This window comes from Novosphingobium sp. KN65.2, from assembly GCF_001368935.1.
In the GTDB taxonomy this organism is placed as follows: domain Bacteria; phylum Pseudomonadota; class Alphaproteobacteria; order Sphingomonadales; family Sphingomonadaceae; genus Novosphingobium; species Novosphingobium mathurense.
In genome coordinates this window covers 15,203-31,573 of sequence record NZ_CCBH010000133.1, presented here as the reverse complement: position 1 = coordinate 31,573, position 16,371 = coordinate 15,203, and the positions used below count along the sequence as shown (strand labels likewise).

25 protein-coding genes and 1 pseudogene are annotated in these 16,371 nt (G+C 62.0%); 14 read left to right on the top strand and 12 right to left on the bottom strand.

Annotated elements, in window-relative coordinates; genetic code table 11:
• Window positions 1-16: 16 nt before the first annotated feature.
• From SPHV1_RS05290 to SPHV1_RS05235, 12 genes are all read right to left on the bottom strand, one after another.
• Complete coding sequence (locus tag SPHV1_RS05290) at window positions 17-262, bottom strand: hypothetical protein (RefSeq protein WP_054944999.1); 246 nt, start codon at window positions 260-262, stop codon at window positions 17-19.
• Window positions 259-594 carry a hypothetical protein gene (locus SPHV1_RS05285; protein WP_054944998.1) on the bottom strand — a complete coding sequence of 112 codons (336 nt, stop codon included), beginning with the start codon at window positions 592-594 and terminating at the stop codon, window positions 259-261. The genes SPHV1_RS05290 and SPHV1_RS05285 overlap by 4 nt, the downstream gene beginning before the upstream one ends.
• Complete coding sequence (locus SPHV1_RS05280; RefSeq protein ID WP_054944997.1) at window positions 591-848, bottom strand: acyl carrier protein; 258 nt, start codon at window positions 846-848, stop codon at window positions 591-593. The genes SPHV1_RS05285 and SPHV1_RS05280 overlap by 4 nt, the downstream gene beginning before the upstream one ends.
• Entirely contained in the window at window positions 845-1,087 is a 243-nt protein-coding gene (locus tag SPHV1_RS05275) for a hypothetical protein (protein ID WP_156367258.1), read from the bottom strand. Before SPHV1_RS05275 ends, SPHV1_RS05280 begins: the two co-directional genes overlap by 4 nt.
• Before the next feature lie 33 nt (window positions 1,088-1,120).
• On the bottom strand, window positions 1,121-2,215 hold the full coding sequence (dnaN, locus tag SPHV1_RS05270) for a DNA polymerase III subunit beta (protein ID WP_054944995.1): 1,095 nt from the start codon (window positions 2,213-2,215) through the stop codon (window positions 1,121-1,123).
• 2 nt (window positions 2,216-2,217) lie between these two features.
• Window positions 2,218-2,403, bottom strand: a complete 186-nt coding sequence (locus SPHV1_RS05265) for a hypothetical protein (RefSeq protein WP_197277650.1) — start codon at window positions 2,401-2,403, stop codon at window positions 2,218-2,220.
• Window positions 2,400-2,594: a hypothetical protein gene (locus SPHV1_RS05260; protein ID WP_054944993.1), complete on the bottom strand. Its 195-nt coding sequence runs from the start codon at window positions 2,592-2,594 to the stop codon at window positions 2,400-2,402. Before SPHV1_RS05260 ends, SPHV1_RS05265 begins: the two co-directional genes overlap by 4 nt.
• Window positions 2,595-2,703: 109 nt before the next feature.
• The gene (locus tag SPHV1_RS05255) at window positions 2,704-3,201 is read right to left on the bottom strand and encodes a hypothetical protein (RefSeq protein ID WP_054944992.1); all 498 of its coding nucleotides are present in this window, start codon (window positions 3,199-3,201) and stop codon (window positions 2,704-2,706) included.
• A complete protein-coding gene (locus SPHV1_RS05250; protein ID WP_156367256.1) occupies window positions 3,194-3,787 on the bottom strand; it encodes a hypothetical protein in 594 nt (197 codons plus the stop codon). The genes SPHV1_RS05255 and SPHV1_RS05250 overlap by 8 nt, the downstream gene beginning before the upstream one ends.
• A complete protein-coding gene (locus SPHV1_RS05245; protein WP_054944990.1) occupies window positions 3,784-4,047 on the bottom strand; it encodes a hypothetical protein in 264 nt (87 codons plus the stop codon). The genes SPHV1_RS05250 and SPHV1_RS05245 overlap by 4 nt, the downstream gene beginning before the upstream one ends.
• A gap of 85 nt (window positions 4,048-4,132) precedes the next feature.
• Entirely contained in the window at window positions 4,133-4,861 is a 729-nt protein-coding gene (locus SPHV1_RS05240) for a PDZ domain-containing protein (protein WP_082430842.1), read from the bottom strand.
• On the bottom strand, window positions 4,840-5,547 hold the full coding sequence (locus SPHV1_RS05235) for a S24 family peptidase (protein WP_054944988.1): 708 nt from the start codon (window positions 5,545-5,547) through the stop codon (window positions 4,840-4,842). Before SPHV1_RS05235 ends, SPHV1_RS05240 begins: the two co-directional genes overlap by 22 nt.
• Before the next feature lie 29 nt (window positions 5,548-5,576).
• On the opposite strand from SPHV1_RS05235, the gene SPHV1_RS05230 reads away from it, so the two are divergent.
• The 14 genes and pseudogenes from SPHV1_RS05230 (at window position 5,577) to SPHV1_RS05165 (ending at window position 16,370) form a co-directional block, all read left to right on the top strand.
• Window positions 5,577-5,867, top strand: coding sequence for a carph-isopro domain-containing protein (locus SPHV1_RS05230; protein ID WP_054944987.1), 291 nt, complete (start codon window positions 5,577-5,579; stop codon window positions 5,865-5,867).
• Entirely contained in the window at window positions 5,864-6,319 is a 456-nt protein-coding gene (locus SPHV1_RS05225) for a phage regulatory CII family protein (protein WP_054944986.1), read from the top strand. The genes SPHV1_RS05230 and SPHV1_RS05225 overlap by 4 nt, the downstream gene beginning before the upstream one ends.
• A gap of 8 nt (window positions 6,320-6,327) precedes the next feature.
• Window positions 6,328-6,873, top strand: a complete 546-nt coding sequence (locus tag SPHV1_RS05220; protein ID WP_156367255.1) for a hypothetical protein — start codon at window positions 6,328-6,330, stop codon at window positions 6,871-6,873.
• 71 nt (window positions 6,874-6,944) lie between these two features.
• A complete protein-coding gene (locus SPHV1_RS05215; protein WP_231634530.1) occupies window positions 6,945-7,382 on the top strand; it encodes a hypothetical protein in 438 nt (145 codons plus the stop codon).
• Window positions 7,379-8,212: a hypothetical protein gene (locus SPHV1_RS05210; RefSeq protein WP_054944983.1), complete on the top strand. Its 834-nt coding sequence runs from the start codon at window positions 7,379-7,381 to the stop codon at window positions 8,210-8,212. The genes SPHV1_RS05215 and SPHV1_RS05210 overlap by 4 nt, the downstream gene beginning before the upstream one ends.
• Window positions 8,209-9,609 (top strand): DEAD/DEAH box helicase, encoded by a 1,401-nt coding sequence (locus SPHV1_RS05205; protein ID WP_054944982.1) that lies wholly within the window; start codon window positions 8,209-8,211, stop codon window positions 9,607-9,609. Before SPHV1_RS05210 ends, SPHV1_RS05205 begins: the two co-directional genes overlap by 4 nt.
• On the top strand, window positions 9,606-10,559 hold the full coding sequence (locus SPHV1_RS05200; RefSeq protein WP_197277649.1) for a DNA methyltransferase: 954 nt from the start codon (window positions 9,606-9,608) through the stop codon (window positions 10,557-10,559). The genes SPHV1_RS05205 and SPHV1_RS05200 overlap by 4 nt, the downstream gene beginning before the upstream one ends.
• Window positions 10,556-11,818: a CHC2 zinc finger domain-containing protein gene (locus SPHV1_RS26115; RefSeq protein ID WP_054944981.1), complete on the top strand. Its 1,263-nt coding sequence runs from the start codon at window positions 10,556-10,558 to the stop codon at window positions 11,816-11,818. The genes SPHV1_RS05200 and SPHV1_RS26115 overlap by 4 nt, the downstream gene beginning before the upstream one ends.
• The gene (locus SPHV1_RS05190) at window positions 11,818-12,117 is read left to right on the top strand and encodes a hypothetical protein (RefSeq protein WP_156367254.1); all 300 of its coding nucleotides are present in this window, start codon (window positions 11,818-11,820) and stop codon (window positions 12,115-12,117) included. The genes SPHV1_RS26115 and SPHV1_RS05190 overlap by 1 nt, the downstream gene beginning before the upstream one ends.
• Window positions 12,093-12,332, top strand: a pseudogene (locus tag SPHV1_RS25690) (DUF2312 domain-containing protein); the annotation flags it as partial. The gene SPHV1_RS05190 and the pseudogene SPHV1_RS25690, both read left to right, overlap by 25 nt.
• 470 nt (window positions 12,333-12,802) lie before the next feature.
• The gene (locus SPHV1_RS05180) at window positions 12,803-14,413 is read left to right on the top strand and encodes a phage/plasmid primase, P4 family (RefSeq protein ID WP_054944979.1); all 1,611 of its coding nucleotides are present in this window, start codon (window positions 12,803-12,805) and stop codon (window positions 14,411-14,413) included.
• Window positions 14,414-14,760: 347 nt separating this feature from the next.
• Entirely contained in the window at window positions 14,761-15,231 is a 471-nt protein-coding gene (locus SPHV1_RS05175) for a hypothetical protein (protein WP_156367253.1), read from the top strand.
• 218 nt (window positions 15,232-15,449) lie between these two features.
• Window positions 15,450-15,731, top strand: a complete 282-nt coding sequence (locus SPHV1_RS05170) for an HNH endonuclease signature motif containing protein (RefSeq protein ID WP_231634529.1) — start codon at window positions 15,450-15,452, stop codon at window positions 15,729-15,731.
• A 123-nt stretch (window positions 15,732-15,854) separates the two neighbouring features.
• Complete coding sequence (locus SPHV1_RS05165; protein WP_054944976.1) at window positions 15,855-16,370, top strand: histidine phosphatase family protein; 516 nt, start codon at window positions 15,855-15,857, stop codon at window positions 16,368-16,370.
• Window position 16,371 lies beyond the last annotated feature (1 nt).

Below are 16,371 nucleotides of genomic sequence, written 5' to 3'. Positions count from 1 at the left end.
GCTGTAGGAGATGAACTTACCCTTCGGCATCGGGCTTTCCGATCATGGGGAGCATGGGCCGGAAACGGTCGCCATGGTTGGCGATCAGATTTGCGGCTTTGAGTTGCAAGTCGGCGTTGCGGATGATCTGGTCTGCGACCTGGACCATTGCGTCGGCGCGCTTGGCTTCCTGCTCGATCTTGTCGGCGTCCATGTCCTCGTCGCCCAAGCGCTCCAGCTGCATGAACAGGTGGTCATTGAGATCGGTGAGCTTGTTCTTCATGCTGCCCTCGCTTCGTCGGCGGTGGAGATCCGGCACTCATCCTCGAGGAACTTGGCGCATGCGGCGGCGAGCTGGTCGAGGGCGCTGACGTATTGCGCCGATGGGACGGGATCGTTCACCAGTGCCTCACGCGGGAACAGTGCGCGCTCGATCCGGGCGGTCTGCAGCAGCGCGATCGCCAGCTGCGCGACGGGTTCCGGATCATCGAACGGGAAGTTCCCGGCGAAGCCTTCGCGCTGGAAACGCAATAGCTCCACGGTGGCCAGCGTCGCTGCCTTGGCGGCAAGCAGGGCCCTTGCTGGGTGGTCGAGAGTGGGTGTGCGTTCGCTCATGCGGCCTTACTCCTGTTCATCGCCTCGACGGTGCGAGCGATGTCCTCAATGGTGTCCCAGTCCTCGATTTCCTTGTCCCGCACGTCGCTGCCGAAGGCTTCGGAAAGCTCGACGCCGATGGCCATGCGGTCGATGTCATCGAGCCCAAGATCATCCCTGAGCGAGGCGCGTAGATCGATCCGGCGCGGGCCGGTGAACAGCGCGACGATGCCGATGACACTGTCGATCGTTTCTGGGGACGGGTTCGGGATCATGCGGCCCGGCTCTTCCGGTACTTGGCGATCCCGCCGAAATGGGCGTTGGCGTCGACGCCGGGCGCGGGCAGCGGGATTGCTTTCGAAAGCGGTTCCGGCTTCGGCAGCGGATGCACCGTGAGGCGCGCGCGGATGATCAGATCGGCCAGGTCTTCGTGCGCAGTCGCGCGCATAAGGTCCAAGGTTTCCTTTGCTTTGGCGAGATCATCGGCATGAATGGCCTTGACCAGATCGAACATCATTTCATCGTCAACGCGCATTTTTTGCCTCCCTCAAACGGACATCGGCATCACACCGCAGATCGCGCCATCGGGCACGGTGCGGCGGATCAGGGCGATGCTGCCTGGATCCTCCTGGTGGATCTCGACGGTTTCCCCGCCGACCGCTTCAAGCGCGCCCGCAAGGAACGCGACGTTGAAGCCAGTGCGGTTACCGCCCTCGCAGTCGGCCGGGACCTGCTCGCTGGCCTCGCTGGCGCTGCCGTAATCCGACATGCGCAGGTCGATCAGGCCCTTGCCGGGTTCGAAGACGATCGCGCGCGACTTCTCAGTGCCGACCAACTCGATGCGGCGCAGGGCTTTGCGCAGGCTTTCCGGGTCGGTGACCAGCGGGGCATCGCCAGCCTTGGGAATGATGCGCCGATAGTCAGGGAAGATGCCTTCGATCAGCTTTCCGGTGAGCGTGACATCGCCGATCGTCGCGCGGATCTTCTTGTCATCCCAGAGCAGGTCGACGCGGCTTGCCTCTCCCGCGAGGCGTTCCAGTAACCGGGCATACTTCGTGGGAACGATCACGTCAGGCGCAGCCTTGGGCCATGCCGTAGCGGTATCGAGGACGAATAGCGTGAAGCCGTTGGTGCTGGCGACACGCAGCCTTCCGCCCTCTTCATTGAAGAAGATGCCCGCGATGTAATACTTGGCTGCCTCTACGCTGGTCGACCAAGCCGTGCGCGCTATGACGCTGGCGAGATCCTTGCCGGGCATGTCGATGCCATCTGCCTCGGCTTCGAACGGCAGATCCGGGAACTGCGAGACGGGAATGACCGGCAAGACCCAGCGGCTGCGACCGGACTTGACCGTCAGCCGGCCATCCTTCTCTTCAAGCGCGATCTGGGCGCCGCTTTCGACCGCGCCGGTAATGGCGGCGAACTTGCGGGCATCGACGGTGGTTGCGAGGCCTTCGCCGCTCACGAGCGGCAGGAGCTGGCGGAACTCGATCTCCAGATTGCTGGTGACGATCTCCAGCTTCGCGCCGATCGCCTCTAACCTGACGTTGGCGAGGACCGGGATCGTGTTCGCGCCTTCAACGATCGCAGCAGCGGATTTCAGGGCGCGGGAGAGGACTGCGGATTCGATGATCACGGCCATCGTCAGAAACTCCGATAGAGGAAGTGGATCACCGCCGCCGCACACAGGGCGAGTGCGGCGACGGTGATCCGGGTGCGGCCCTTCGAGGGGAAATCGGGCGAAGGGCCGGCTTTGGGGTTCAGTTCCATCGGCAGGATCGGGCCGTGGATGCGCAGGCGTTCTGCGTCGATCATGTGCTCCGGCTTCATGCGGGCAGCATCCACCACGCAGCTGCGAAGATCAGGGCGAAGACGGGGGCCATGCAGACCAGGCAGCCGAGTTCACGCAGGTCAGCGTGCGGTGCGTCTCGCAGGAGGTCGCCCCATTGCCCGATCAGCGACGGATCGCTCTCGCGCGGCTCGGCCACGATCAGGCCGGTCAGATGGCGAACCGAGATCATATGCCTACCCATGTCGTTGACGTGCAGGCAGACAGCAGGAGGATGCCGCCGACCACGACGAAGGTGAAGACGAGCCAAGTCGGCAGCGAATGCGGGATCTTCGGGATCTTCATGCGGCGATCCTTTCAGGATTGGCGACCTCGATCGCCGACGGACGTTCCCGCCATGGCACGGTGACATCGAGGGCGCGGGAAATGGCGGCGAGATCTCGCCATGCGGCCAAGGCGGCCTCACTGGGATTTGCGGTGTGCCGATCGGCAGCACGGTTGGTCGCTTCGCCCAGATCGCGGGACCAGCGCAGCGGTGCGCACCAGTCGTTGGCGACATCGACGCGCGCGACATCTTCCGGCAGGACGTGATCGCGTTCGACTGGCGCCCCCTTGCCTGCGATAAATACGATGGGGTGGCGCAGGGCCTCAACCTCTGCGGCAACATCGGCGGGCATGGCGTCGAGCGAAGCGCCAGCAAGCAGGCAGATCGCCACCCACGGGCGCAGCCGCTTATCAGCATCCTCGCGGGACCACTTGCCGGCGGTGACGTACTCGTCGGCAATGGCGCTGCGGTCGAGCCAGACGCGGGTTGCGATAGCGGAAAGGGGCTCAGTCATCGGCCGGACCCTCCACCGATGAGGGCGTTGCGCCCCCATCGGCTTCGGCTACCTTCGGATCAAAGCGGCTATCCGAAGGAGAAATGGAATGGGTTTTGTAAGCGCAGACGACTGCATGGTCGCTCGAAGAGATGATGGGAACGTCGTGTTGCGCATCCCCGCTGGCGGGCGTGATCGGATGATCGTTCTCGGCGCCGAAGATGCAATTCGGGTCGGAACTGCCCTCGTCAATGTCGGTGCCGACTTGCTCGACGACTTTGATCGAATTCCGAAGGTTTCGAATGTCCTTCTCATGCCCTTCGATAAGTCCGGCAACGCCATGCTCAGAATCGCTACAGAAGGAAGTGGCGGGGAAATTTTGCTCAGCATCAATGCGCATTGGCTTCTGGCGCTGGCCCAGTCGGCCGAGGCTGCCCTCGAGTTCTCGAAGGATGGCGGGCTGGCTTAGAGCACTACGACAGTCGAACGGACCGAAGATCTCCATCCACTGACGACCATTCCATACCAGACAGGCAATTATGTCGTCGCGGGTTGCCAGATCCACACCAATGACAGTCGGGCCGCCGGCGGCGTTATGCGCGCTCACCGGCGGCGGCTCCGCTTGCGACCCGCGGGCTTGATGGGTTCGGGGCGTTCGGTTGCGCGAAGGGACGCCAGCGGCACCGTGCGGTTACCGCTGGCGATCTCTCCGGGGAAACGACGGCCGGTCAGGGCGACAAGGGCATTGCCGTCGCCATTGTGTCGCAGGATGCGAACTTGCTCGACGACATCGCGGCCGAGATGGTCGCGGTCATCCAGAAAGCCGAAGCTGCCTGCCTGCGGGAATTCTGTCGGGATGCTGAGCATGGTGCCTCCAAGCAGGCGGCGTGCCTGCCGGAGACGGGTGTTACGGTATTCGTAATATCAGGTCAATACGAAATTCGTAATTACGCTAATCTGCAATCAGCTTCGGCTTTGCCAGAACGTCAATTTTCAGCCGTTCTTTGCCTCTGATGACGTCGAAGTGGATTGAATTTCCGTGGGCAATGGCGTTCACTTTGTGCCGGAACCACCAAAGATCGTCGAAGCTATGGCCGTCGATCTTTCGGATTTTGTCGCCTTCGCGAATGCCGCCAATTTCGCCAGCGCCGTCTGGCGCGACATCGGTAACGATGAAACGATAGCCGTAGAAATGTCCTGAAATGCCCAGGTCATTGCCTTCAAACTTGGTTCCTTGGGGAAACGTGCCGCCGGCAGCGATCAAAAGATCTTGAGCCTCGTCGTGTACTGTTCCAGCGTAAGTCTTCGTTTGACCAAACGCGTTGGTTACTTCGATGTCATCACTCGACTGAACGCGTACGTCATTGCCGATTGGCACGATCACGAAACGCGCGATTCCCTGGAATGAAGCGCTTCTCGGAGCTAGTAAAACGGTCGTTGCGTCGATATTGGAATGGTTGCAGATCACCATTCCTTCGGTGTTGCTAGTTACGGGCCAGCCTCTGTCTAGGCATGCTGACGCTACCTTTGCTTGCGCCGCTCTGGCTTCGGTATTCCGAAAAATAGCTTCTGCGGCACCAGATGGTGTGCGGATTTCATAAGATTCACGAGCATGCGCTGCGTTAGGTTGAATGAGAAACGCAGCAATGATCTGAGGGATTAAATACGCCTTCCAATCCATATTACTCGCCCCAGAACCTGCATTTCATCATCAACTGCTTCAATCGGTGAAACAACTTGATTGTCTGACATGAGCATAACGCTGCTGCGCGAAGTAATTCTCACACGCTTCACCATTCCGATATCGCCATAGGCGACAGCCCAAATCCGATCTTGCTCATCAATTCTACGGTGAGCCGTGTCGATGAGCACAATATCACCATCCATGATGGTCGGCTGCATCGAGTCGCCCTTGCCGCGCACAACTTTCAAGTGCGTCAGTGATCCTCGGAATAGGTCGTGGAGCCAATCAGCCTTGAAAGGTACGAGGCCCAAAACCTCAGGCTCGCCTTCAAGGTATGTGCCACCGAGGCCAAATGCGACATCCACCTCTTCAATCAGCGCGATCCCGTGCTCGGCGGCCAAATCTTCGAGACTCGGTGGGGTGGGTGTGATGAGCGACGTCTCGCCATCGGCGATCTGAAAGTGATCAATAAGCTTGCGCGCCTCATCGAACGACAAGTCGCGGTCACCCTTGAACATCTCCGTTATTCTGGCGGGCGCTACGTTTAGAACGCGCGCGATCTCGGCGCGACTTTTCGCCGCCTCATCGACCCGCTTCAGAAGTTCGGATTTCGTAAGCACATCGGCTTGATGCGGCAGTCGCTGGCAGGGGTCTATCACGGATTTCGTAATTGAGCTTGCCATGACATTACGTTTTCCGTAACAGTGCGGGCATGATGACAAGCGACCAGATCATCGATGGGTGCGGCGGCACGGTCAATGTCGCCAGTGAACTCGATCTCACGCCTTCAACCGTGTCGAGTTGGCGTACTGCGAACCACATTCCCCGTTGGTGGCAGGATCCTGTTCTCGCGGTTGCCAGCAAGCTCGGATTTGGAATGGACAAGAGTGACTTCCCTCCAAAGCCGCGCCGTAAATCTGCGAAGGATATTGGCGTAACGGTTGATGCCCAGTCCACCGGAAAGCCGGATCAGTTGTCCGGCGCAAAAACGGGTGCGGCATGACACCGTCGCTGGCTCGCATCAAACGCGGGGTACGCGAAGCAATTCACAGCTGCGGCGGCGTTGACGGCGCCGGCGCCACGGCCGGGCGCAAGCGTTCGGTTGCCGGTGACTGGAACAACCTGAACCACGACGCCTTCCCGCCGATCGACTGCGCTATCGCGCTGGACGAGGTGTGCATTGCCCAAGGGAAGAAGGCGTCAATCCTTTCGGCTCTGTCTGCGGAGCTCGGCCATGTCTGCATTCGCCTGCCCGACGTGGGGCACGGTGAAGACGGGCTGTCGCTGGCGCTGATCGATGCCAGCGCGGAATTCGGAGACATCGCGGCTGAGGTTCGCGAGGCGACACGCGATGGGGTGATCGAATCCCATGAACGCAACGCGATCGTGCGCCAGATCGATGAGACGATCGAGGCGCTCGCGCGTCTTCGTGCAGTTGCCAACGGAGGAAAATGAGGGTGGCTATGGGGGGCATCGCACGGGACGGCGCACGTTATCGCATTGGCCCGCTCACAACTTATGATGATCCGCAGGATCTCGAGGCATGGCACCGCAAGGCGCGGCACGGTGATGAGCGATGGTATGCATTCGGTCCAGCCCTCGGTGCGGAGGCTGTTACCGCCAAGCTTGCTCGGAAGCTCTATGAGCGTGGAGAGGCGTTTCTTTTCCAGAAGCGTGAGGGCAATGGATACCGATACTTCATCAGAAAATTAGCGAAGTCAGACGACCGAGCAGCGAGATCTCGCGATCCGTCACTGCCGCAGGGACTCGATCGGCAACTCTTGGATGCCTTGATGCAGCTGATCGATGAGGGCCTGCCGCTTCCGAGCTTTGAATTATTAGCCGATTACGCTGGCCTCTCGGACCGCCACGCGGCTCGTTATCGGCTCCAGAACCTCGAATCTCAAGGGCATGTTCGCATTGTTACCGCGAATGGCGGCGCGCGTGTCGCCGAGATCGTCGCGACCGGGCAGCGCACAGCTGAGATCGTCAAACAACAGCGGGCCTAGCCTGCGCACGGATGGGGGATTTCATGTTCAACGCATCGCTTGAACAAATGCAGACCTGGGCTGCCGGATTGATGGCATCCCGACCCGCTGATTTCGAGATCGGTACGAACTACCTGCGGCGTTGGTGGGTGATCCCGCGCAACCCGTTCTGCAATGTCTACCTCCACGAGTTTCGCGGTAGCGACGAGGATCGCGCGCTGCACGATCATCCGTGGGCGAGCACTTCAGTTATCCTGCAGGGCCAGTACATCGAGCATACGCCTGACGGGCAGTTTCTGCGTCAGCCCGGCGATGTGGCGAGCCGTCCTGCCGAGGCCTTGCATCGCGTCGAGCTGGTCGGCGATCGGGCGATTACCTTGTTCATGACCGGACCCAAGGTCCGCGACTGGGGGTTCGACTGTCCGCAAGGCTGGGTGCCTTGGCAGGACTTCGTCGATCCGAACGATCCGGGTTTGCCTGGGCCGGGTTGCGGTGAGTTTGATGCGGCTGTGGCCGAGGCGGTGTCGTGAAGGCGCTGCCGGATATTCAAGGCGGAAATGGCCGGGTTGAATGGTTCGCAACAAGCGGCTTTCGCCACGATGCGGACGTGATCTCGTCGCCACGGTCCTACGCGCAAAGGCTGATCCGCTACATTCGCGACGATTCGACCGTGCGCGCGCGAGTGATTGATCGTTTTGGGCCAGAGCATGCGCCATCGCGCGAGGAAATCGCCGCCATGCGCGATCAGCGGATGGAACACGTTACCCGGCAGAACGCCAAGCACGAAGTCGGTGAGGCGGAAGACTACGACCGCTTCGACTTCGTGGCGTGGGAGCGGGCCTTCGTGCCGCAGGTCATGATAGCGGCCGAACGGCAGTCAAGGATCTCGGTCGAAGCTGAAAAGCGCAAGGAACGCAGTCGCAAGATGGCTGCCCTTCTGGAATCGATCAACACCCGGGTGCCTGAGGCGAAGGCAATCGAGCTCCGTCAGGGGCGGCCGATGGGGCGTCCTCCGGGCAGGGTCGGTCCAGGTGATCCCGAAGGCCTGATCAAGGTGGTCGAGCACCTGACCGGCATGATGCCGGGCAGTGTCGTATCCCGTTCGCGCGCTCGTCCGTTCATCAGGGCGCGCGCCTTGGCGACGGTCCTGTTGAAGGCGCGAGGTAACTCGTGGCCAGCGACTGGGGATCTGATCGGCAATCGCGATCACTCTTCGGCCATCAATCTTGGCCGCGTGTTCTTCAGTCGGGAATTGCGGGACCCTGTCGTCATGGAGGCATGGCAGCGGTTGGCACCATGCATAGTTGGTGCTGCAAGGACGTTTGAGGAATTCCGCCTGATGGTGGAGGCCCGGCCATGAATTATGCCGCTTTCCTAGAACGTAAGGCGATCTGCGATCCTGCAACAGGGCTGGTCGACATTGACCGGCTGCGGTTGCCGGAGTGCCTGTTCCCTCACCAGCGAGACATCGTGCGTTGGGCCTTGCGCCGCGGGCGGGCCGCGCTCTTCGCTGGCACAGGGCTTGGCAAGTCCCTGATGGAATTGTCCTGGGCGCAGGCGATTCACGACGCGACCGGCAAGAGCATCCTGCATCTGGCACCGCTTGCGGTGTCGGCGCAGATGGTCCGGGAGGCCGAGAAGTTCGGTATCCCTGCGCATCTCGCCGGATCGCAGGACGATGCCGGCGAAGGGATCGCGATCACCAATTATCAGAAACTGGATCACTTTGATCTCTCCCGCTTCGGTGCGGTCATCCTTGATGAAAGCAGCATCCTGAAGAACGTGACCGGGCACTATCGGTCCATGCTGATCGCGGCGTGCAGGGCAATCCCCTTTCGTCTTGCCGCCACGGCGACTCCAGCTCCGAACGATTTCATGGAACTGGGCAACCACGCCGAATTCCTGGGGGTGCTGTCCTACACCGACATGCTGGCCACGTTCTTCATTCACGATGGTGGCGACACGCAGAAGTGGCGCTTGAAGGGCCATGCGGAAAACGAGTTCTGGCGATGGATGGCGACATGGGCCGTGATGCTGCGCAAGCCTTCGGATCTGGGCTATTGCGATGATGGGTACGACCTGCCGCCGCTGACATATGTGCCGCACATCGTACCGGTCGACTATTCGCCGCAACCCGGTGGCACGATGTTCCCAATGCAGGCGGCGACGCTGCAGGAGCGCATTTCGGCCAGGCGGGAGAGCGTGGTCCCGCGCTGTGAGCTGGCAGCGAGCATTACGCCGAGCGATCGGCCGTTCGTCTGGTGGTGCAATCTCAATGCCGAAAGCGAATTGCTCACCAGGATGATCCCTGGTGCCGTGGAGACGCGCGGCAGCGACAGTGATGACGTGAAGGAGCGTAAGCTTCTCGATTTCAGTGAGGGCCGTACTCGCGTGCTGGTCACCAAGCCGGGCGTCGCCGGGTTCGGGATGAACTGGCAGCACTGTGCTGATACCGGGTTTGTCGGTCTGAGCGACAGCTTCGAGCAGTTCTACCAGGCGGTGCGGCGGTTCTGGCGCTTTGGGCAGGCAAGCCCGGTCATTGCGCATGTGATCTCCAGCGAAATCGAGGGCGCGATCGTCGCCAATATCCGACGCAAGGAAGCCGACGCCGAACGGATGGCCGCAGCAATGGTGCGCCACATGTCCGATCTGTCGAGCGAAGCTGTGCGCGGCATGGTGCGCGAGCGGCCGGACTATCAGCCGATGCAGCCGATCGCGCTGCCATCGTTCCTTTCATCCATGCAGGAGGCCGCATGAGCATGCCGATCAAGTGCATCGATCAGGTTCTCGCCGACAATTACGCGCTCTACCAAGGCGACAGCTGCGAGGTCATTCGCGCGCTTCCGGGCGACAGCATCCACTATGGTATCCATTCGCCCCCGTTCGAAGGCCTGTACAAGTTCAGCGCCTTCGATCGCGACATGTCGAACAGTGAGGGCGATCAATTCTGGGAGCACTATGCATTCCTGATTCAGGAGATGCTTCGCGTAACGATGCCTGGCCGACTGCATTCGGTGCACGTCATGCAGCTGCCAACTTCGAAGATCCGCAATGGTCATATTGGCATGCGCGATTTCCGGGGCGAAGTAATCCGGGCTTACGAGGCGGCCGGGTGGATCTTTCATAGCGAAGTCTGCATCTGGAAAGATCCTGTCGTTGCCCAACAACGTACGAAGTCGATCCGGCTGCTGCACAAGCAGGTTGTGAAGGACAGTGCGCTTTCGGGGCAAGGGCTTGCCGATTACATCGTCAGCTTCCGCAAGCCGGGCGACAATCCTGAGCCGATTGCCGAGTGCTTCGATCGATATGTCGGAACAGATGAGCCAGATCGTTCGAAGTTTACGACGCCGAACGATGGGCGAAATTGGTATTCGATCGAGGTCTGGCAGCGCTACGCATCGCCTGTCTGGATGGACATCAACCAGACTCGCACGTTGCAGTACCGGTCGGCGCGGGATGCGAAGGACGAACAGCATATATCGCCGTTGCAGCTGGACGTAATCGAGCGTTGCATCGACCTGTGGAGCAACCCCGGCGACACGGTGCTGACACCGTTCCTCGGCATTGGCAGTGAAGTTTACAGTGCCGTTTGCATGGGCCGGCGAGGCGTCGGCATCGAACTGAAGCCGTCCTACTTCGCGCAGGCCGTGCGAAATGTGGCCGAAGCTCGCCCCGATACGGGCGACATGTTCAGTGCAGTCGCATGAACGCGCCCGCAGATTTTCGTTCACGAACAGCCGAACGTGTCGCGGCGATCAAGGATCGGATATCGCTTTCGAGCCTGATCGGCCGCGTAGTGAAGTTGCGCCGCGCCGGCCGCGAGTATGTTGGGCTCTGTCCCTTCCATAATGAGCGATCGCCTTCGTTTTCGGTCGTGGAGGAGAAGGGGTTTTATCACTGCTTCGGCTGCGGCGCCCATGGCGATGCGATCCGGTTCAAGATGCAGCACGACGGGATGACCTTTCCTGATGCGCTGACCGCGCTGGAAGGCGACGCAGGTCTGGCGCAGGCGTCTGCGGCAGTGCAGCGCGAAGCGAAGCGTGAGCGGGGAAGCAGTAAGTACGTTGACGGACGCGGGGCGGCTGCCGCCGTTTGGCAATCGGCGGGACCGGCCCGCGGCACGATCGCCGAAGCGTGGCTGCGATCGCGAGGCATCGATCCTGATGCATCGGGCGCGCTGGACGTGATCCGGTTTCACCCACGTTGCCCGGCTGCGTTGTGGCGGCCGTGGGAAGGGCCGGGCGATGCGCGTCGAACGGCGCCGGCGTTGATCACACCATTCCTGCGGGTGACGGGCGGCCGAACCGAGCGGGCGTTGCGGATGACGGGGGTGCACCTGACATTTCTGTCCGCAGATGGCCGGAGCAAAGCCTATTTCGAGCCGTACCGCGACAGGCGCACCGGGCAGATGGTCCATCCGCCGCGGCGCATGTTCTGGGGATCTTCGAAGCGGGGCGCGGTTCTGCTGCCGGCGAAAGCCCTGAATCGCGATGGCGAAGTGGCGGCCCAGCTGATCGCTCTTCTCGATCAGATCGAGAGTGGCCCGATGCTGGTTGCCGAAGGGCTGGAATCGACCTTGTCGCTGATGGCGCGGCGGCCTGATGCCCGATTGGGCTGCGCGACGCTTTCTTTGCTCAACCTGCAGGGCGGCGCGGCAGGCGTTGGCACGCATCATGCGCTGGCGACGTGGTGCATCGCGGGCGATTCGGATGCGCCCCCGTTCCTGGTCGATGAGCCGGGCAGTGTAGTGCTTGGCGTCGATGCCGACATGAAGCCGGAAACACGATGGGTGCAGGACCGCAAGGGTGCGCCTGCCGTGAAGCGGGCGCTCAGCTCGGTGGAGCGGTCACAAGTCTGCGCCGGACTGGCGAGCTGGCACTGGCGGCATGCGGGGGCGACAACTGTTGAAGCAGTCCGTCCGCCGATGGGCTGCGATTTCAATGACCTTGATCAGGGGAGATGGTGATGGCTCATAATTACTATGCGCAGTTGGAACGTCGCCCACGGACAATGACAGTCGGTCAGCTGATGACGCACCTGAAGGATCTTGATCCTGATGAGCCTGTTGTCTTCAAATCACCGCGTTACGGTGCCTTTGGCTCAGAATTGACCTACACGATCGACAGTGTCGACATCGTGCAAATGGATCGGGACGAGCGTCATTTTGAGGGCGGCGTCCGGATCGATGATGAGACTGGCGAAGAAGAAACCTACGAGCCGTGGACCCAGGTCTTCCATGAATGGCATGGCGTGGTGATCTCGTGACTGACGATCGGCTGCGCCAGATAGTCGAGCGGGTCGAGCGCCTGATGGAAGAGCGCCGCGGGATCTCGGACGATATTCGCGATGTGTTCGGCGAGGCCAAGGCGGTCGGCTACGATGTCGCGACGATCCGGAAACTGATCGCGCGCAGGGCCATGAAGCCTGACGACCGGGCCGAGTGCGACATGCTGCTCGAAAGCTACGAGGCGGCTTTGGGTGGCATGCGCGAGCCCATCGAGCCGACTTCTGCCGAACAGCGTGCCGCTGAGATGGCGCATGCGCTGCTGGCCGAGCAGATCGCCGGTCTGGAAGATCCGGCAATGGCGGCCATGCTGGTCGAGCATGTGACCTTCCTGATCGATCTGAGGGCAGAAATCGCCGTGCTGCGCCAGCAGGAGGCGGAGCGCCGCAAGGTTGCGAAGCTGGATGGCCTGCAGGTCAACCAGCTCGCCGCGGTGGTGCGCTGGATCGAGAAGTGCGCAAAGCACGGTGCCGATGTCATGCGGGCCGGAGAGGCCACCTACCTCATGTATCGCGGGACCGTAGAGGCGCGCGATGCGGCTGCCGATCCCGCCCAAGCGACCGGCGATGCCACGCTGGCGGCGAAATTCGCGAATCCGCCGCCGAAGAAGATCACCGCGCGCGACAAGCGCCTTGCTGAAACGATGCTCTGGGCCGGGGGTAGGGGATGACTGCCGAAGTAATTGTGATGACACCGCCCGATCCCGAGCGGCTTGCCTGGTACGAGATGAACGATCTCGGCAATGCCGAACGCCTCAAGGCGCGTAGCGGTGGCCTGCTGCTCTACGTACGCGACAAGGGATGGATCGCGTGGGATGGCCGGCGCTGGTCAATGGAAGACGGCGAGCGACGCGCCAACCAGCTTGCCCATGACGTCGCCCGCGCAATCCGAGAGGAGGTGAAAGCGCTGGGCGACCAGATTCGCGCCGGGCGCTTGCCCAAGTCGATGATCGAGGCGGCGGGCGAGGAGCGCGCGGCCGAAATGGCGAAGGACAAGCTGGTCGGGCTGCACAAGTGGGCGATCAAAAGCGGCAATGCGGCGCAGACGCGCGGCATGCTGGCGCAGGCGGCCGACGAGATGGCGGTTTCGCCCGAACAGTTCGACACCGACCCACTCGCCTTCAACTGCCGCAACCGGACGCTGCGCTTTGTCCATGGGCCCGAGGGCTGGTATGTCGAGGATCGGCCGCACGATCCCGAGGACCGGATCACGCGGCTTGCCGAGGTCGACTATGATCCGAAGGCCAAGGCGCCGCGCTGGTGCCTGCGCATGGAGCAGATCCAGCCCGACGAGGACCAGCGGCGGCAGCTACAGGTACTGATGGGCTATTGCCTGACCGGCCTTGTCAGCGATCAGCAGTTCTACCTCAACCAGGGCCCGGGCGGCGACGGCAAGACGATGACCTGGGGCACCTTCGCCAAGCTGATGGGCGACTATCACCGCCGGGCGCAAGTCGCCACGTTCCTGCAGGGGCCGCAGCGCGGCGGATCGGATCATTCGAGCGACCTGGCGCGGCTCTCCGGCGATATCCGCCTGGTCACCTGTTCCGAGCCGCCGAAGCGATCCACGTTCAACGCCAACCGCATCAAGGAAGTGACCGGCGCCGACACGGTGACGGCGCGCGCGCTGCGCGAGGCGGAGATCGAGTTCCTGGTACGCTGGAAGCTGATCATCGAGTGCAACGGCCTGCCGCGCGTCGATACCGGCGACGATGGCTGGTGGCGGCGCGTGCGGCAGATCCCATGGCCGTTCCAGTTCGCCAAGATGGGCGTGCCGATGGAACAGCCGCACGTGCTGCAGAAGATCCTGCTGGACGAAGGTCCGGGCATCCTCAACTGGGCGATCGAGGGCGCGCTGCTCTGGCTGAAAGAAGGCCGCGTTCCCGAATCCCGCGCGAGCCGGAGGGCGGTAGCCGAGTACCGGAGATCGACCGACCCTTTTGACGAATGGTATCTGGACTGGTGCGTCACCAACGATCGCGGGGCCAAGGCGCTATCGTCCGACCTCTACCGCAGCTTCAAGGAATCGTGCGAAGGGCGCGGCGTCGAGAAAGTGATGACGGCCACCTCGTTCGGGCTGAAGCTGGCGGAAAAGCAGCACGAGAAGAGCAAGAGCAACGGCGTGATATGGCGCCTCGGCATTCGCCTGCGCACCGAGGCCGAGCGGGCGACGCTGGAGCGCGACCAGGAGGCCGACGACGCGGCGATGAGCCCTGTTGCGGCGGCCGAGGCAGGCGGGCATCATGCGGACGGCGCGGACCTGCCGGAGGGCTGGTGAGCATGGCGCGGAGGCAGGGACAGTTTCAGGGACAGTTTCAGGGACAGTTGCCGGATAAGGGACAGTTGGGCCGGACACTGGAGGTTGTTCAATCGGGCGGGGCGATGGCATGCAGTTTAGTTGATCGGTTTTGTCGATTTCAGGAATGGACAACTGTCCCTCTGTCCCTGAACTGTCCCTGCCCGTGAGGCCAGCATTCCTGCGGCTTAGGGACAGTCGGGGACAGTAGGGACAGTTATACGGGGTTGGTGGATATATGTGCGGGTGCGCGCCTGTGCGCGGAGTGGTGCACTAACTGTCCCTCTGTCCCTGAACAGATGTTCAAACAGGAAAAAGGATCAAGGGATATGACCGAAGTCATTACCTGGCAGGAAGCCGAGGACACGCTGACGGCGGCAGTCGAGTACCTCGGGGCCATGCCAGATAGGGAACGCTCCTATCTGGCCGCAGGCTCACGCTCATGCTGGCCGTCGATCGTGCGGGACATGCAGTCCGATTATGCCGACAGTGAGGCGTTACCGTCGCCGCAGCTGACTCGGCGATGCGCCAACCTCGTCGAGCGAATGCTGACGGGAGAGAAGCCGCTGGCCGATGTGATCCCCGAAGGCCATCGTGCACTGGTGGGCCGTGTCATCGTCATGAAGCGCTGGCCTGGCGCCGATGGCTTCGGTTGGGATCGTGTGTTCCGGTCCATGGGTGGCGAGCTGTACAACCTCGCTCGTAGGCAGGTGATGGCCACCACCAGCGACGGCATGCGCAAGGCATATGAGCGTGCTATCCAGCGAGTTGCGCAAAGGTTGAGCGCGGCATCTAGCTGAAAGTGGCGGCTTTCTGGCGCGCAATGTGTCAACCCCATTCTTCATTCCGCAAACAAATAAAGGGTGTCCGTTTACGCAAGAATTGAGGGTATGCCTTGGGTACGCTGGTACCAATGCGTGCTGACGGACATCCTCTCCCATCCTGATCGGGCGACGCGGGCTGCGGCCTTCGTCGCCCGTTCTGTTCTCGGTGCTTCGTAATGGGCAAGCTCAAGGCCATGCCGCCCCGTGTGGGCGGCCTGCCGCCAAGGGTGGCCGCGATGCCCAAGGTGGCAGACCGGTTCTACCAGTCGCAGGAGTGGGCCGAGGCGAGACGACGGCAGCCCGACAAGTGGTGCACCGTGTGCGGCACCACGTCGCGGCTGATCCTCGATCACAAGGTCGAGCGGAAGGATGGCGGCGCCGATCTCGATCCGGCCAACCTCGAATGGCTCTGCCAGCCCTGCCACAACCGCAAGACGGCGGCGGCGAGGGCGCGGCGGGCGCGCGGAGGTCGGTGACGGTCGGATCGGTCGAGCCGACGTAATGATGTTGCGCGAGGGCGCAAGGGGTAGGGGGTGGTCGAAAGTTCGGGGGGCTGGGCCCCATAGGACCGCCACCCGTCCCATTCGGAGATTTTTTTCATGGCCGGTGAAGTTTCGGGCAAGGATGGCATGCCGCAATGGCTGCCCTTCGACCTGCTCGGCCATCCCGTGCCTGCAAACAAGGGGCAGAAATCTCGCCCGCAACACGCGCCAACCGCAGAAAACCTAGAGAAACTGGTCCTGCTGTTCGGCATGGGTCGCAGTGAGGCGGAGTGCGCCGCCGCAATCGGGGTCTCGATCCCGACCATGAAGAAGCACTATTTTTCGAGCCCGGAGCTTCGGCGGGCCAAGCAACATGCCGGTCTCGTCCTCGAGGCTGAATTGCTGCAGCGGCTTAACCAGCAGTCGCTCGACGGTAAGACCTCGGCGACGGAGAAGCTGCTCAAGCGTCTCGACAAATCACGGCTTGGGCCGACGCCGGTTGCCCCGGGGAAGCCGAAGAAGCGCAAGGGCGTGAAGGAAGAGCGGCGGGATGCTGCCTGGGATGCCGGCCGCGAGGACGATGGCTGGGGGCCGCTCCTGCACGGCGAGAGCGGGAAGCCGCTCCCGAACTGAC

Bases quoted from the DNA above. Each gene is read 5' to 3' on its own strand.
- SPHV1_RS05290 (WP_054944999.1), bottom strand. From the start codon at position 262: ATGAAGAACAAGCTCACCGATCTCAATGACCACCTGTTCATGCAGCTG.
- SPHV1_RS05285 (WP_054944998.1), bottom strand. From the start codon at position 594: ATGAGCGAACGCACACCCACTCTCGACCACCCAGCAAGGGCCCTGCTT.
- SPHV1_RS05280 (WP_054944997.1), bottom strand. From the start codon at position 848: ATGATCCCGAACCCGTCCCCAGAAACGATCGACAGTGTCATCGGCATC.
- SPHV1_RS05275 (WP_156367258.1), bottom strand. From the start codon at position 1,087: ATGTTCGATCTGGTCAAGGCCATTCATGCCGATGATCTCGCCAAAGCA.
- dnaN (WP_054944995.1), bottom strand. From the start codon at position 2,215: ATGGCCGTGATCATCGAATCCGCAGTCCTCTCCCGCGCCCTGAAATCC.
- SPHV1_RS05265 (WP_197277650.1), bottom strand. From the start codon at position 2,403: ATGAAGCCGGAGCACATGATCGACGCAGAACGCCTGCGCATCCACGGC.
- SPHV1_RS05260 (WP_054944993.1), bottom strand. From the start codon at position 2,594: ATGATCTCGGTTCGCCATCTGACCGGCCTGATCGTGGCCGAGCCGCGC.
- SPHV1_RS05255 (WP_054944992.1), bottom strand. From the start codon at position 3,201: ATGACTGAGCCCCTTTCCGCTATCGCAACCCGCGTCTGGCTCGACCGC.
- SPHV1_RS05245 (WP_054944990.1), bottom strand. From the start codon at position 4,047: ATGCTCAGCATCCCGACAGAATTCCCGCAGGCAGGCAGCTTCGGCTTT.
- SPHV1_RS05240 (WP_082430842.1), bottom strand. From the start codon at position 4,861: ATGGATTGGAAGGCGTATTTAATCCCTCAGATCATTGCTGCGTTTCTC.
- SPHV1_RS05235 (WP_054944988.1), bottom strand. From the start codon at position 5,547: ATGGCAAGCTCAATTACGAAATCCGTGATAGACCCCTGCCAGCGACTG.
- SPHV1_RS05230 (WP_054944987.1), top strand. From the start codon at position 5,577: ATGATGACAAGCGACCAGATCATCGATGGGTGCGGCGGCACGGTCAAT.
- SPHV1_RS05225 (WP_054944986.1), top strand. From the start codon at position 5,864: ATGACACCGTCGCTGGCTCGCATCAAACGCGGGGTACGCGAAGCAATT.
- SPHV1_RS05220 (WP_156367255.1), top strand. From the start codon at position 6,328: ATGGGGGGCATCGCACGGGACGGCGCACGTTATCGCATTGGCCCGCTC.
- SPHV1_RS05215 (WP_231634530.1), top strand. From the start codon at position 6,945: ATGGCATCCCGACCCGCTGATTTCGAGATCGGTACGAACTACCTGCGG.
- SPHV1_RS05205 (WP_054944982.1), top strand. From the start codon at position 8,209: ATGAATTATGCCGCTTTCCTAGAACGTAAGGCGATCTGCGATCCTGCA.
- SPHV1_RS05200 (WP_197277649.1), top strand. From the start codon at position 9,606: ATGAGCATGCCGATCAAGTGCATCGATCAGGTTCTCGCCGACAATTAC.
- SPHV1_RS26115 (WP_054944981.1), top strand. From the start codon at position 10,556: ATGAACGCGCCCGCAGATTTTCGTTCACGAACAGCCGAACGTGTCGCG.
- SPHV1_RS05190 (WP_156367254.1), top strand. From the start codon at position 11,818: ATGGCTCATAATTACTATGCGCAGTTGGAACGTCGCCCACGGACAATG.
- SPHV1_RS05180 (WP_054944979.1), top strand. From the start codon at position 12,803: ATGACTGCCGAAGTAATTGTGATGACACCGCCCGATCCCGAGCGGCTT.
- SPHV1_RS05175 (WP_156367253.1), top strand. From the start codon at position 14,761: ATGACCGAAGTCATTACCTGGCAGGAAGCCGAGGACACGCTGACGGCG.
- SPHV1_RS05170 (WP_231634529.1), top strand. From the start codon at position 15,450: ATGCCGCCCCGTGTGGGCGGCCTGCCGCCAAGGGTGGCCGCGATGCCC.
- SPHV1_RS05165 (WP_054944976.1), top strand. From the start codon at position 15,855: ATGGCCGGTGAAGTTTCGGGCAAGGATGGCATGCCGCAATGGCTGCCC.